Origin of the sequence: Acutalibacter muris, from assembly GCF_002201475.1 — a bacterium.
Lineage (GTDB): Bacteria > Bacillota > Clostridia > Oscillospirales > Acutalibacteraceae > Acutalibacter > Acutalibacter muris.
In genome coordinates, this window is record NZ_CP021422.1 from 1254484 (window position 1) to 1267699 (window position 13216).

13 protein-coding genes are annotated in these 13216 nt (G+C 57.8%); 6 read left to right on the forward strand and 7 right to left on the reverse strand.

Translation table 11 applies throughout. The features are described 5' to 3' along the window. Nucleotide 1 precedes the first annotated feature (1 nt). The 3 genes from thrB to ADH66_RS19940 all read left to right on the forward strand — a co-directional run bounded on the left by thrB (nt 2) and on the right by ADH66_RS19940 (nt 2546). Entirely contained in the window at nt 2–898 is an 897-nt protein-coding gene (gene thrB / locus ADH66_RS06380) for a homoserine kinase (protein WP_066534219.1), read from the forward strand. A 134-nt stretch (nt 899–1032) separates the two neighbouring features. Continuing rightward, nucleotides 1033–2241, forward strand: a complete 1209-nt coding sequence (locus tag ADH66_RS06385) for an aspartate kinase (protein WP_066534217.1) — start codon at nt 1033–1035, stop codon at nt 2239–2241. Between the two features lie 104 nt (nt 2242–2345). Next, complete coding sequence (locus ADH66_RS19940) at nt 2346–2546, forward strand: hypothetical protein (RefSeq protein WP_066534216.1); 201 nt, start codon at nt 2346–2348, stop codon at nt 2544–2546. Nucleotides 2547–2620: 74 nt separating this feature from the next. Here the strand turns inward: ADH66_RS19940 and ADH66_RS06390 are convergent, their stop codons facing one another. The 3 genes from ADH66_RS06390 to ADH66_RS06400 all read right to left on the reverse strand — a co-directional run bounded on the left by ADH66_RS06390 (nt 2621) and on the right by ADH66_RS06400 (nt 5377). Next, the gene (locus ADH66_RS06390) at nt 2621–3022 is read right to left on the reverse strand and encodes a BlaI/MecI/CopY family transcriptional regulator (RefSeq protein WP_066534215.1); all 402 of its coding nucleotides are present in this window, start codon (nt 3020–3022) and stop codon (nt 2621–2623) included. A gap of 151 nt (nt 3023–3173) precedes the next feature. Further along, the gene (gene sfsA / locus ADH66_RS06395) at nt 3174–3854 is read right to left on the reverse strand and encodes a DNA/RNA nuclease SfsA (RefSeq protein ID WP_066534212.1); all 681 of its coding nucleotides are present in this window, start codon (nt 3852–3854) and stop codon (nt 3174–3176) included. A gap of 8 nt (nt 3855–3862) precedes the next feature. Further along, a complete protein-coding gene (locus ADH66_RS06400; protein ID WP_066534209.1) occupies nt 3863–5377 on the reverse strand; it encodes a YifB family Mg chelatase-like AAA ATPase in 1515 nt (504 codons plus the stop codon). 190 nt (nt 5378–5567) lie between these two features. On the opposite strand from ADH66_RS06400, the gene ADH66_RS06405 reads away from it, so the two are divergent. Continuing rightward, nucleotides 5568–5876, forward strand: a complete 309-nt coding sequence (locus ADH66_RS06405; protein ID WP_066534208.1) for a DUF3892 domain-containing protein — start codon at nt 5568–5570, stop codon at nt 5874–5876. Between the two features lie 51 nt (nt 5877–5927). Here the strand turns inward: ADH66_RS06405 and ADH66_RS06410 are convergent, their stop codons facing one another. From ADH66_RS06410 to ADH66_RS06420, 3 genes are read right to left on the reverse strand one after another with little or no spacing between them, the layout of a single operon-like run. After that, nucleotides 5928–7124, reverse strand: a complete 1197-nt coding sequence (locus ADH66_RS06410; protein WP_066534205.1) for a glycine C-acetyltransferase — start codon at nt 7122–7124, stop codon at nt 5928–5930. A gap of 13 nt (nt 7125–7137) precedes the next feature. Then, nucleotides 7138–8190, reverse strand: a complete 1053-nt coding sequence (tdh, locus tag ADH66_RS06415; RefSeq protein WP_066534204.1) for an L-threonine 3-dehydrogenase — start codon at nt 8188–8190, stop codon at nt 7138–7140. Nucleotides 8191–8232: 42 nt separating this feature from the next. Further along, nucleotides 8233–9426, reverse strand: a complete 1194-nt coding sequence (locus tag ADH66_RS06420) for an aminopeptidase (protein WP_066534201.1) — start codon at nt 9424–9426, stop codon at nt 8233–8235. Between the two features lie 165 nt (nt 9427–9591). Between ADH66_RS06420 and ADH66_RS06425 the strand changes: the two genes are divergently transcribed. Then, nucleotides 9592–10425: a pyridoxamine kinase gene (locus ADH66_RS06425; RefSeq protein WP_066534200.1), complete on the forward strand. Its 834-nt coding sequence runs from the start codon at nt 9592–9594 to the stop codon at nt 10423–10425. After that, the gene (locus ADH66_RS06430) at nt 10422–11270 is read left to right on the forward strand and encodes a tRNA lysidine(34) synthetase (protein WP_066534195.1); all 849 of its coding nucleotides are present in this window, start codon (nt 10422–10424) and stop codon (nt 11268–11270) included. Before ADH66_RS06425 ends, ADH66_RS06430 begins: the two co-directional genes overlap by 4 nt. A gap of 18 nt (nt 11271–11288) precedes the next feature. Here ADH66_RS06430 and ADH66_RS06435 read toward each other — a convergent pair whose 3' ends face one another. Further along, the gene (locus ADH66_RS06435; RefSeq protein ID WP_066534189.1) at nt 11289–13100 is read right to left on the reverse strand and encodes a DUF342 domain-containing protein; all 1812 of its coding nucleotides are present in this window, start codon (nt 13098–13100) and stop codon (nt 11289–11291) included. Nucleotides 13101–13216 lie beyond the last annotated feature (116 nt).

Here is a 13216-nt window from a genome sequence, read left to right on the forward strand (position 1 = left end):
AATGATACGCATAGACGTGCCGGCCACCAGTGCCAACCTGGGCTCCGGCTTTGACTCATTAGGCATAGCCCTGACCATGAAGAACCGGGTCTGGGTGGAGGAGTATGACGGACTTGACATAAGCTGCACCGACGGACTGGACGTGCCAAAGGACGAGAGCAACCTTATCTTCTGGGCCGCCAGCCACCTCTACGATATCTGCGGCAAAAAGCTGCCGGGGCTTAAAATTATACAGGAGAACAACATACCTATGGCCAGAGGCCTTGGCAGCAGCTCCGCCTGTATAGTTGCCGGCATTTTGGCGGCGAACCGCTTTATGGGCAACCCTCTGTCGCATACGGACCTGATAAATCTCGCGGCTAAGATAGAGGGCCACCCGGACAACACCAGCCCAGCCCTCTCCGGGGGCCTTGTGGCCTCGGCCATGGAGGGGGAGAGGGTGTACAGCGTCAGCGTGCCCGTCAGCGACAAGATACGCTTCGCGGTTATGATACCCCCCTTCGAGCTGAAAACGGAGAAGGCCCGGGCCGCGCTGCCAAAGGAGTACAGCCGTGAGGACGCGGTGTATAACCTGTCCCGCTCGGGGCTTATGACGGCGTCCCTGTTCTCGGGTGAGCTGCACAACCTCAGAGTGGCGGTCCAGGACAGAATACACCAGCCTTACCGCTCTGGGCTCATCGAGAACTATGACAACGTGTTCCGCATGAGCTACGAGCTGGGCTCCTTGGGCACCTACGTCAGCGGCGCGGGGCCCACCATCATCGCCATGATAGAGAGCTGGAACGCCGAGGATTTTGGGAGGAAATGCATCTCCCACCTGGAGGATAAGGGCATAACCGGCTGGCGGGTGGAGACACTCCAGGCGGACCAGGAGGGCGCGAAGGTGGTCATTGAGTAAAACCTAACCGCAAAATTTCCCGGTTCACCGCATACGAATGTATAAATCGCCTGAATTGACCGGCCCGTGTTGACAGTTATTTCTTTTAGCGCTATAATACGCTAAAACAAAAATAAAGCATAGAGGGGTTGTATATGGCTTTAATCGTACAGAAATTCGGCGGCACCTCCGTGCGCGACGCCCAGCGCATTGACAATGTGGCCAATATCGTCACCACCGCTTATAAGGGCGGCAACGATGTGATAGTGGTGGTTTCCGCCCAGGGGGACACTACAGACGACCTTATCGCCAAGGCCGCCGAGGTGAATCAGCGGCCCAGTAAGCGCGAGATGGATATGCTGCTCTCCTCGGGGGAGCAGATATCTGCGGCGCTTCTCGCCATGGCCATCGAGCGCATGGGCTATCCCGTGGTCTCCCTGCTGGGCTGGCAGGCGGGCTTCGACACTACCTCGGACTACGGAAACGCGCGCATAAAGAAGATAGACACCTCCAGGGTGAGGAAGGAACTGGATAAGCGCCGCATAGTGGTGATAACCGGCTTCCAAGGGGTGAACCGCTACGGCGACATGACTACACTTGGGCGCGGCGGCTCAGACACCAGCGCCGTGGCTATGGCGGCGGCAATGCACGCAGACCTGTGCCAGATATACACGGACGTGGACGGCGTTTACACCGCCGACCCCAGGAGAATACCAGGGGCAAAAAAACTGGACAGCATCACCTATGACGAGATGCTGGAGCTGGCAACCCTGGGGGCCCAGGTGCTCCATAACCGCTCTGTAGAGATGGCGAAGAAATACAATATCGAGCTGGAGGTCCTTTCAAGCCTGACAGGGGCCAAGGGGACCATCGTGAAGGAGGATAACAGCGTGGAACAGATGCTATTAAGCGGCGTGGCCAAGGACGACAATATCGCTCGCATTTCAATAATCGGCGTGCCGGATAAGCCCGGCCTTGCCTATAAAATTTTCTCGAAGCTCTCCTCAAAGGGTACAAATGTTGACATAATACTCCAGTCCATAGGCCGCAACGGCACCAAAGACATCAGCTTCACCGTGGAGAAGGACCGCATGGAGGACACCATCGAGCTTCTGAAGGAGTACACCGAGAAGCTGGGCGCCACAAGCCTTGTGGCCGACGACAATGTGTCAAAGGTGTCCATAGTGGGCGCAGGCATGGAGACCCACCCCGGCGTGGCAGCGGAGATGTTCGAGGCCCTTTTCAGCCGCAACGTGAACATACAGATGATCTCCACCAGCGAGATCAAAATTTCTGTCCTGGTGCATAAGGCCGACAGCGACAGGGCGGTGGAGGCTATACATTCCAAGTTCTTTGAGAACTGAGGGGATAAACAACAGCATAGCGCGTAATTGCCAGAAATATGCGGTAAATTTTCACAGACAAAATCACCCCCAACCTGCGCATACTAGGTTCCGGGGGTGATTTTATGTTTCCGTATCAGTGGGGAAGCGTGTCCGCCATGGGGTATCCAGGCAGCGGCATGATGGCGGGGCTGCTGCCCGTGGACTATCCGGGTTACCGGGACCTGCCAGAGGAGATAAGGTCCGCCCTGGAGGAGCGCCAGAAGGAGATCCACAGTGAGGCCGATATGCGCCGGCTTATAGACGAGCTCATGCTCAGGCGCTGAGCCGGGGCGCAAAGAGGAAAATTGGACAGGGCTGCCCTGTCCAATTTTTCATGTGATCCAATATTTTTCTCAGCTTACAGTTCTTTTTTTCTGGTCTTGATGATGTCCTCAAGCTGCCCCAGGATGTCCAGCTCCGTCACCTCCTCCACCAGCGCCGTCAGCAGAGAGGGCACTGATTTCTGAGAGAAGGTGGGGCTGCTCTTTATCTGCATGATTGCATAGGCGTCTGAGGAGACGCAGGGTACAAAGGTGCGGGCATAGTTCTTGGTGCTCTGGACAAACCCCGCGACCTCGATGGCATTTTTCTCCAGCATGGAATTTAACAGGATATGGATCGAGGAGGGTTTCCAGGTGCGTTCGGGAGTAAGTTCGATGATCTCCGAGCGGGAGAGCGGATGGCCTTCCTTCCACATCAGCTCCATGATCTCATTCTCGGATTTGGTGAGCCTGAAATAGCGCGGATGTTCGGTGTTCATGATATAGACCTCCCGGTATAAAAATAGTGGAAAAATCTGAAATCCTTCTTACTTATATGTAGTATAAATGCAATACTTCCAAAAGTCAATTACTCTTTTAGAAATAAAAGCAATTTTTAAAAATATTTTTCAACACGGCTGAATATTTATTTCAAAACGGCAGAGAAATTGGCAGTTTTTGCCTAATAGTAAGAGAATCCGGCGTAACTATGCAGTCCACTGCCTCAAGCCGCACCCCATTTTTAGCGGCTTCACAGAGGGCGGCGGTAAACTCCGGGTCGGTTTTGGCGTTTGGCGAAAAGGAGCTGACCCCGGCCATCTGTACCACGAACAGGGCGCAGGCCCTATATCCCTGCTCTACACAGCCGCAGAGCTCCCGCAGGTGCTTTGTCCCCCGCTCTGTAGGTGCGTCCGGGAACAGGGCAAGGCCCTCCTGCTCAAGGGTCACGCCTTTGACCTCAATAAACCCTCTCTCCCCGGCCGCTTCGGCGTAGAAGTCGAACCGCGAGCCGCCGAACTTCGTCTCGGGCCGCAGAAGACTGAGTCCCGGCAGCAGGAGGGGCATATACTCGGCGGCCACCTTGTTGGGGGCCTGACTGTCCATGTTTATGAGCAGCGGCCCCTTCTCCACCGCCACCAGGTCAAAGCGGGTCTTTCGCGCCGGGTTATCGCTCTCCGAGAGATAGACCGTCGCGCCGTCCACAAGGAGCTCTTTACAGCGGCCGGTATTCTTCACATGGCAGACCTCCATACCCCAGGCGGTCTCCACATGGGCGATAAAGCGGTTGGGCCGCCGGCGGAAGATGCCGGGCACTATTTTATCATACTTCATAGAGCCGCCTACAGTCTGCGGTCCAGGGTGCGGTACTGGACGGCCTCGGCCACGTGGTCGGCCTGTACGTTCTCGCTGCGCTCAAGGTCGGCAATGGTCCTTGCCACACGCAGCACCCGGGTATAGCTCCGGGCAGAAAAGCCGAAGCGGTCGAAGGCGGCCTCCAGCAGGCTTTGGGCCTCATGGGTCGCCTTAACGGTCTCCTCAAGCTGAGAGGAGGGTATACCGGCGTTGCAGGAGTATCCCAGTCCCTTGTACCTCTCCACCTGAAGCTGCCGGGCGGTGTTCACCCGCTTGCGTATCTGGGCGGAGGATTCGGCGGTGTTCTTGCCCGAAAGCTGCTGGAACTCCACGGGAAGCACCTGCACGTGCAGGTCGATGCGCTCCATAAGGGGGCCGGATATTCTGGACTGATACCGCTCTACAGCCCGTGGGGAGCAGGTACAGGGCCGGGTGGGGTGGCCGTGATAGCCGCAGGGACAGGGATTCATGGCAGCCACCAGCATGAACCGGCAGGGAAAAGCGGCGTTGCCGCCCACCCGGGAGATGGTTACCACGCCGTCCTCCATGGGCTGGCGCAGTATCTCCATGGCGGGGCGGGTGAACTCGGGGAGCTCGTCCAAAAACAGCACGCCGTTATGTGCAAGGGAGATCTCCCCGGGCTTCGGGGAGCTGCCCCCGCCGGAGAGCCCGGCCGGGGATATGGTGTGGTGGGGGGCCCGGAAGGGGCGGGAGCTCAGAAGTGCGCTGCCCTCGGGCAGCTTTCCGGCGATGGAGTGTATCATGGTAGTCTCAAGGGCCTCCTCAAAGGTCATCTCCGGCAGTATGGAGGGTATGCGCTTTGCCATCATGCTCTTGCCCGAGCCAGGAGTGCCCACCATTATAACGCTGTGCCCGCCGCTGGCGGCAATCTCCAGGGCCCGCTTTACCTCATACTGGCCCCGCACATCGGCAAAATCCGGCATATCCTCCACAATATGCTCCCTGGGGCCGGGCCTTTCGGGAGAGATGGGCTTTTTACCGGTGAGGTGCCCCACAAGCTGCTGCACATCGTTCACCGGATACACCGTTAAGCCCTGTATCACGGCACCCTCCCGGGCGTTGGCGGCGGGGAGGAAGAGCTCCTTAAAGCCGGCCTCCTTGGCCTTCACCGCCATAGCCAGCACTCCGCACACCCGCCGCACTTGGCCGGAAAGGGACAGCTCCCCCAGGAATGCCGCGCCGTCAGTATCGCAGGCCAGCTGGCCCGAGGCCTTTAATAGGGAGAGCAGCAGCGGCAGGTCGTAGATGGGGCCCTCCTTACGCTTGTCGGCGGGGGCCAGATTCATGACTATCCTTCCCACCGGGAAGTCAAAGCCGCAGTTCTTCATGGCGGCCCGCACCCTATCCCGGGACTCCTTTACCGCCGCGTCCGGCAGGCCCACCACCTCGAAGGCCGGGAGCCCTGTGGAAAGGTCGGTCTCCACCTCCACCGGGAAGGCCTCCAGGCCAAAGGCGCCCATGCTGTATGTTCTTGCTACCATAGAGACCCCACCTTATATGAAAATGCAAATATGAATGACATTATATACCATATGTCTGTTTTTGGCAATAGCAAATTTAACTAAAGAATTATTCTGTGCAGGATTTTCACCGCGCGCATATTTTCCGGGTATGAGAAGCACAATATGGATATGCAAAAGACCTTATACCTCCCTGAAAGGAAGGATCCAAATGTCCCATCATTCAGAAGGCCGGATAGGGAACCTGCCGGCGAATATCAACATCATGAACCCAGTGCCCAATAAGGACGCAAAGTCCATCACCCAGCTGGTGCGAAAGAACGGCAAGATAGCCGGCTACCGGCTGTCGGACGGCACAGTGCTCTCCAAGCGGGAGGGCGTGGCCCTTGCCAAGCAGGGGGGCATCAGGGGCGTGGCCATCGCCAGCCGCAACGGCAGCGAGTATCTGCGCTCTCTGCCAGACGGCGATGAGAGCAACAACCTGGGCGACTTGCCCAGTGCCCCGGGAAATTTTGAATGACCGCAGGAAGCCCCCGGTTTTATCCGGGGGCCTCCGCTTTATATCTGACTTTTACCTGCCTATCTCGTCCCGAACCTCTTTAAAGCACTGCACCGCAAACTCCACATCCTTGCGGGAGTGGCTGGCGCAGACCTGGGTGCGTATGCGGGCCTTGCCCTTGGGCACCACAGGATAGGAGAAGGCCACCACGTAAACGCCCTTTGCCATCATGCGTTTTGCGTACTCCACGGCCAGCTTCTCGTCATAGAGCATCACCGGAACACAGGGGTGGGTTCCCGGGATAACATCGAAGCCGTTATCCACCAGCAGTTTGCGGTAGTGGGCGGTCACATCTTCGAGATGGTCCCTGAGCTCGGTGCTCTCCTCGAGCATATTCAGCATCTCAATGCTGGCCCCGGCAATGGCGGGAGCTAAAGTGTTGGAGAACAGGTAGGGCCTGCTCCTCTGGCGCAAGAGGTCGATTATCTCCCGCCGCCCGCTGGTGTAGCCGCCGGAGGCCCCGCCCAGGGCCTTGCCAAGGGTCCCGGTGATAATATCCACCCGGCCCTCTACACCGCAGTGCTCGGGAGTGCCCCGGCCGGTCTTTCCCACAAAGCCCACGGCGTGGCTGTCGTCCACCATCACCAGGGCATTGTACTTGTCCGCCAGGTCGCAGATACCCTTTAGGTTGCAGATAATGCCGTCCATAGAGAACACGCCGTCGGTGGCGATAAGCTTTATCCTGGCCCCGGCCTCGTCTGCGGCCTTCAGCTGGGACTCCAAATCCTCCATGTCGTTGTTCTTATAGCGGAACCGCTTGGCTTTGCAGAGCCGCACGCCGTCTATAATGGACGCATGGTTCAGCTCGTCGCTTATCACAGCGTCCTCAGCAGTGAGCAGCGTCTCAAAGAGCCCTCCGTTGGCGTCGAAGCAGGAGGAGTAGAGTATTGTATCGTCAGTGCCCAGAAATCCGGAGATTTTCTTTTCCAGAGTTTTGTGTATGTCCTGGGTACCGCAGATGAACCGCACCGAAGCCAGTCCGTAGCCCTTTTCGTCATAGGTGCGCTTGGCGGCGTCTATCAGCCGCTGATTATTGCCAAGGCCCAGGTAGTTGTTGGCGCACATGCACAGCAGCTCCCTGCCGTCCTCCATGCGCACCCTTGCGCCCTGGGGGGAGATGAAGGGGGCCTCGCCCTTAAAGAGCCCGGCCTCCTTAATGGACTCCACTTCCTTTGCGTATATGTTCAGGATATCATTTTTGCGCGGCATAGTCAGCTCCTCCTTAATCGTTTATATGGGCCCAGTCCAGTATGACCTTGCCGGACTGCCCGGATATCATGGCTTCAAAGCCCTTTTCATAGTCCCGGATATCAAAGCGGTGAGTTATTACCGGGGCAATATCCAGGCCCGACTGTATCATGGTGGTCATCTTGTACCAGGTGTCCCAGACCTTCCTGCCGTATATACCCCGAAGGTTCAGGCCGTTGAAGATGACGGTCTCCATGTCCACATGGGTGTCCTTGGGCAGCAGTCCCAGAAGGGCTATCTTGCCTCCGTGCTTCATGTTGTTTATCATGTCGGAGAGACCTGCCGCGTTTCCGGACATCTCCATGCCCACGTCAAAGCCCTCGGTCATGCCCACCTCGCGCATTACGTCGGTAAGCTTGCGCTCTTTTAGATTCACCGTCTCGGTGGCCCCCAGCTTCTTTGCAAGGTCCAGCCTATAGGGGTTCATGTCCGTGACTATCACGTGCCGGGCCCCGGAGAACTTGGCAATGGCCGCCGCCATAATGCCAATGGGCCCTGCGCCGGTGATAAGTACGTCCTCGCCCAGCATATCATAGGACAGGGCGGTATGGGTGGCGTTGCCCAATGGGTCGAAGATGGCATAGAGTTCCTCAGGCACGTTGGGGTTGCAGGGCCAGACGTTGGAGGAGGGTATCACCAGATATTCGGCGAAGGCCCCGTTCCTGTTTACGCCCACGCCCTTGGCGTCCTTGCAGTTTTCCTTATGGCCCTCCAGGCAGTTGCGGCACTTGCCGCAGGTGATATGCCCCTCGCCGGAGACCAGGTCGCCGGGCTTAAAGCCCTCCACGCCCGGGCCCACCTCGACTACCTCGCCCACATACTCGTGGCCTGCGGTAAGGCCCGCCGGGATGGTATGCTGGGCCCAGTCGTTCCACTGGTAGATGTGCACGTCGGTGCCGCAGATGGCAGTTTTTTTGATTTTGATTTTCACGTCGTTGGGACCGAGTTCAGGGATGAGTACACGCTTCATCCAAAGTCCTGCTTCCGGTTTTTCCTTGACGAGAGCCCACATCATGTTGTCGCTCATAAAAGACCTCTCTTTCTGAATATAAAAAATCTCGGTATCTTTTCAAAGGGCAAAGTCTCCGTCTCTGAAAATATCTACCTCGCGACCGTCCTCTGTGGTGCCCACAATGCACAGGTCCGGTGTGCCTATCATGAAGTCCACGTGTATGGTGGAATCGTTGAACTCCGGGCGCTGGCCGAAGCCCCGGCCCAGGGCCAGGTGGCAGCTGGCGTTCTCGTCTATCAGGGTGGTATAGTACACAAGCCCGCTCATGCTGATGGGGGAGTGGTACTCCACCAATGCGGCCTCGCCCAGATACCCGGCGTTCTCGTCGGTGTTTATAAGCGCTTCGAGCATCTCCTTGCCCTCGTCTGCCAAAACCTCGACCACCTTGCCCTTCTCGAACCTGAAGCCGAAGTTTTCTATGCTTTTACCACCCAGCAGGAGGGGTCGGGAGGCATAGACTATGCCGTTGGTGCCAAATTTGTCGGGGGTGGTGAAAATTTCCTCGGAGGGTATATTGGCGTTGAAGGGGACCTGCCCGGCGGGCAGGTCGCTGTCATCGTGGCCAAACTTGGACCAGGGGGTAAGCCCTACCGTCAGGTCTGTGCCGTTAGAAGCGGTATAGTGGAGCTTTGTAAGCTTCAAAGCGTCCACAGCCCGGCCCCTCTCGGCGTTCCTTCTGCCCTTCTCCTCCCAGGTTTTTACAACGTCGTTGTCCTCGGTAATATAGCAGAGCTTTAGGAGTATCTCCCACAGCTCGTTAAGAGCCTCCTCGCCGGTCTTGTCCAGTATGTACTCGGCCCACTGTATAGTGGGAACCATGGCGATAAGCCACTGGCAGTGCTTCTCCCGACTGGCACGGCGCATGATGTTCCGCACCGCGTCCACATGGGCAAAGATGGCGTTGGAGTTCTTTTCGCTCACGTCCTCCATGAGCCTCGGGTTCACCCCCTCCAGCCGCACATAGCAGGCTCCGTTGTCCAGGTAGCCCTGGTGCATGGCGTACTCCCAGTCCTCTACCCGGCGCACGTCCTCATCAGCCCGGTACTGGGCGCCCACCTTCATGTTGGGCAGGTCCAGGTAGTGTACCACTACGTTCCCGGCCCCCAGCTTATAGCACTCCTCGGCAAAGATAGAGGTGAACTCCCAGCCCTCCACCGCGGCCTCTACCAGTACGGTCTGGCCCTTCTGAACATTGAGCCCCACCCTTGCCAGGGTATAGGCGTATTTGCGCTTCATCTTCTCCAGGTCCATTTTCAGCCCCTCCTTTGGGTACATGAATTATTTAATCATATTATAGCGCAGAGCGGCCCCGCTGTAAAGCCCCGGAAAAGTTGACACGCGAAAGCTCCTGTGCTATAATTACCAACATACCGAATTTGTAGGAGAATAATAAATCGGAAAGGAAATGAAGCGATCATGTCATATAAAAGGATACTGACAATACAGGATATATCCTGTGTGGGCCAGTGCTCCCTGACGGTGGCCCTGCCCATACTGTCGGCCTCGGGGGTCGAGACCTGCATATTGCCCTCGGCGGTGCTGTCCACCCATACCGGGGGTTTTAAGGGCTATACCTTTCGGGACCTTACGGAGGATATCCCCGGCATTGCGGACCATTGGGAGAGCGAGGGCATCAGGTTTGACGCGGTATACTCCGGCTACCTGGGCAGTGCCCGGCAGATAGAATATGTTAAGGACATAACAAACAGGCTTTCGGCCGATAACGCCCTGAGCATTGTGGACCCGGCCATGGCCGACAACGGGAAGCTGTACGTTGGCTTTGACGGGGATTTTGTACAGGCCATGAAGAGCCTCGTATTCTCCGCCGACATAATTTTGCCCAACATTACCGAGGCCTGCCTGCTCACCGGCACGGAGTACCGGGAGAGCTATGACAGGGCGTACATCGACGGCCTGCTCACGAGCCTTGAGAGTGCCGGAGCCTCTACTGTAATTCTCACCGGCGTAAGCTTTAAGCCCGATACCACCGGGGTGCTGGTGGACGAGAAGGGAGAACGCTCCTATTATGAGCACAAGAAAATCGCCAAGGGCTGCCACGGCACCGGGGATATCTACGCCTCCGCCTTTGTGGGCGCGATGCTGGGCGGCCGGCCGCTGTTTGAGGCGGCGAAGATTGCCGCCGACTTCACGGTGCTCTGCATAGAAAAGACCCGGGGGGACCAGAGCCACTGGTATGGCGTGAAGTTCGAGCAGGCACTGCCGGACTATATCCGTATGCTGGGCCTATGAGGCGGGAGCTTGAGCCCCACGAGCAGGCGGAGCGCAGCATAATAAAGAAGTACCGCCGGGAGCTCTGGGGGCCCTTTATCGCGGCCCTGAAGCGCTATAGTCTCATAGAGAGCGGCGACAAAATAGCCGTGTGCATCTCCGGCGGCAAGGACTCCATGCTGCTCTCTAAGCTTATGCAGCTTTTAGAGCGGGTCAGCGACGTGCCCTTCGGGCTGGAGTTTGTAGTGATGGATCCGGGCTATAACCCGGAGAACCGCAGGAGGATAGAGGAGAACGCGGAGCTTCTGCGTGTACCCATAAAGATATTTGAAACGGACGTCTTTAAGGTGGCCAATAATACGGAGAAAAACCCCTGCTACCTCTGCGCACGTATGCGCCGGGGGTATCTCTATCGGTTCGCAAAGGACCTGGGCTGCAACAAGATAGCCCTGGGCCACCACCAGAGCGACGTGGTGGAGACCACCCTTCTCGGAATGTTCTACGGCGGCCAGCTCCAGGGCATGATGCCGAAGCTAAGAAGCAGGAACTTCCCGGGTATGGAGCTTATACGGCCCATGTACTGCATTCGGGAGGAGGACGTCCTCTCATGGAGGCGCTATAATAATCTGGAGTTTATAGGGTGCGCCTGCCGCTTCACCGAAAGCGCCGCCCGGGATACGGGCCGTTCCAAGCGGCAGGAGATAAAGGAGCTGCTGTTGGAGCTTCAAAAGCAGGACCCGGACATAGAGAAGCGCATTTTCAACAGCATACACTCCGTATGCCTTGACACCTTCCCGGGTTATATCCAGGGCGGGGAGGAGCACAGCTTTCTGGAGAGATACGGCAAAAACCAGGGGGACGCATAAGCGTCCCCCTTTCCTGTGTCAGGTTATTAGCTTTACCTCGCCGTCTATGAGCGTGGCAATGCTGTGCCGTGTCTCGTTCTCAAGCTTCAGCTGCGCCCCGCCTATCTCCACCAGGGTGCCTGGGTGCGCCGTTCTGAAGGTCAGACGCCCCGCGAGCCGGCGCTCCGTATCCTCCTGGAGCTCGTCAAGGCTCTTCTGGTGCTGGTTGAGCTTTAAGCGGTCCACAGATATCTGCATACGCATTTTGGACATCCGGCTGAGCTTTGTGGGGCTTGAGGGCTGGCGCTCGGTCTCCTCGAGGCTCTTTTCCAGCTCCGCTATCTCCTTTAACAGCTGCTCCTTCTCATAGCTCTCACAGGGCAGGCCGCCCAGGACCACAGTTGTGCGCACCTCGGTTTTTGAGCCCACAGTGTTGGCGTCCACCTCGTTCCCGGCCCATATCCGCCCGCCGACGATGGCCCCCCGGCCGTTCTGTACATACACGCCCGCGTCGCAGTAGACCTCGCAGCTGATTATGCACTCAGAATTGAGGTTCTCCTTTGCGTGGACGATGCAGTTTTCCAGGTACTTTGCGAATATGTCCCTATGGGAGCGTATGACCGCCTGATTGTTCCCCTGCACGCCCTTGCTGAGTATCAGGTCGCCCCCGGCCTCAATGGTGCTGGACTCCACCACGCCGTCCACCTTGACGGTGCCCATGGCCCGCACGGTGAAGCCGCTGCAAACGTCGCCGTGGATGTGCACGTCCCCCAAAAAGTTCACGCTGCCGGAGGAATAGTCCACGTTGCCGTCTATCTCTAAGAGCGGGTTCACCTGGAAGGCCCTGCCGGAAAATTCCAGCCCGCCGTCTCTGGTGGCGATAAGGGCACTGCCGTCCTCGTTCAGGGCTGTGTTGCGGCCCATGGGCGCCACAGCCGCCACGCCGTCCCTTGTGGGCAGCTCCTTGTCGGTAACGGTGCGCCCGGCTATACCCGGCGTAGGGGGATTTATACGGCAGATGGGCGCGTCCTTTTCCACATTCTGGGTGGTGCGCAGGGCGGTAAAATCCACCCGGTTCATATCGTCCACGGGCAGGTCCCTGTGGGCCTCTCTGGGATAGAGGTCTATAATGGCGCCGTCCTTTCCGGGCACGGCGGCCTTGCCCCGGGCGATCAAATGCATACGGAAATAGGGGGACTCCATCTCGGGTATGGCCCTGACGGTATCCAGGTCAACGCCGAAAGCCACCCCGGCGGCGCCCAGGGAGTTCATGATAATGCCCTTAGTAACGCCCTCGCCCTTTCCAGAGGGGGGATAGAGCAGCAGCCAGGCGCTGAGCTTGTCCCCGGAGATAAAGACGGTGGCCTGGGCATCCAGGTCCGCGGGCGGGGCGGGCTCTGGGTCCTGGGGACCCTGGGCGGGCTGCTGCTCCGGGGCCGGCGGCGGAGCGGGCAGTGGCGGCGGGGTCATGGCCGAGAGCCTTGCCGCCGCCGAGGAGGACACAGCCATCAGCAGCTTTGTAAGCTCCGCCATAGAGGTCCTGGGGTCAAACACCTGTGGCTCCGCTGTTTTAAAGCTCAGCTCTGGCCTTGGCAGCTGGCGCCCCTGGTCCCGGCAGGCCCGCCAAAGCTCGAAAATAACGTGGTCCACCGGCAGGCTCAGGGTATAGGGGTCCACGGGCTCAGCCTTGGGGGCCTCCCTTGCGGGACGTTGGGCATCGGCCAGCTTTAGAGGCCTGTCGCCGGGGCGGGGCCGTGGGCCTGGGGTTTCCTTTGGGGCCTTCTTTTTGCGTCGGAACTTGAAAAGCTTTGAACCGAAAAGTCTTGATAGGAAAGAAATTGGGGCCGCCATAATTGCGCCTCGCTTTCTGGAAGAAAATTTCAGCATATATTTCTGTAATTATATTATATTCTTTCAGCGCCCTTTTGACAAGGGAAACTTTGTTATATTGGCAAGAAATTTTAGCC

Coding starts and splice junctions, on each gene's coding strand:
- ADH66_RS06430 (WP_066534195.1), top strand. CDS start 10,422: ATGAGGCGGGAGCTTGAGCCCCACGAGCAGGCGGAGCGCAGCATAATA.
- tdh (WP_066534204.1), bottom strand. CDS start 8,190: ATGAGCGACAACATGATGTGGGCTCTCGTCAAGGAAAAACCGGAAGCA.
- ADH66_RS19940 (WP_066534216.1), top strand. CDS start 2,346: ATGTTTCCGTATCAGTGGGGAAGCGTGTCCGCCATGGGGTATCCAGGC.
- ADH66_RS06390 (WP_066534215.1), bottom strand. CDS start 3,022: ATGAACACCGAACATCCGCGCTATTTCAGGCTCACCAAATCCGAGAAT.
- ADH66_RS06420 (WP_066534201.1), bottom strand. CDS start 9,426: ATGGACCTGGAGAAGATGAAGCGCAAATACGCCTATACCCTGGCAAGG.
- sfsA (WP_066534212.1), bottom strand. CDS start 3,854: ATGAAGTATGATAAAATAGTGCCCGGCATCTTCCGCCGGCGGCCCAAC.
- ADH66_RS06425 (WP_066534200.1), top strand. CDS start 9,592: ATGTCATATAAAAGGATACTGACAATACAGGATATATCCTGTGTGGGC.
- ADH66_RS06400 (WP_066534209.1), bottom strand. CDS start 5,377: ATGGTAGCAAGAACATACAGCATGGGCGCCTTTGGCCTGGAGGCCTTC.
- thrB (WP_066534219.1), top strand. CDS start 2: ATGATACGCATAGACGTGCCGGCCACCAGTGCCAACCTGGGCTCCGGC.
- ADH66_RS06435 (WP_066534189.1), bottom strand. CDS start 13,100: ATGGCGGCCCCAATTTCTTTCCTATCAAGACTTTTCGGTTCAAAGCTT.
- ADH66_RS06405 (WP_066534208.1), top strand. CDS start 5,568: ATGTCCCATCATTCAGAAGGCCGGATAGGGAACCTGCCGGCGAATATC.
- ADH66_RS06385 (WP_066534217.1), top strand. CDS start 1,033: ATGGCTTTAATCGTACAGAAATTCGGCGGCACCTCCGTGCGCGACGCC.
- ADH66_RS06410 (WP_066534205.1), bottom strand. CDS start 7,124: ATGCCGCGCAAAAATGATATCCTGAACATATACGCAAAGGAAGTGGAG.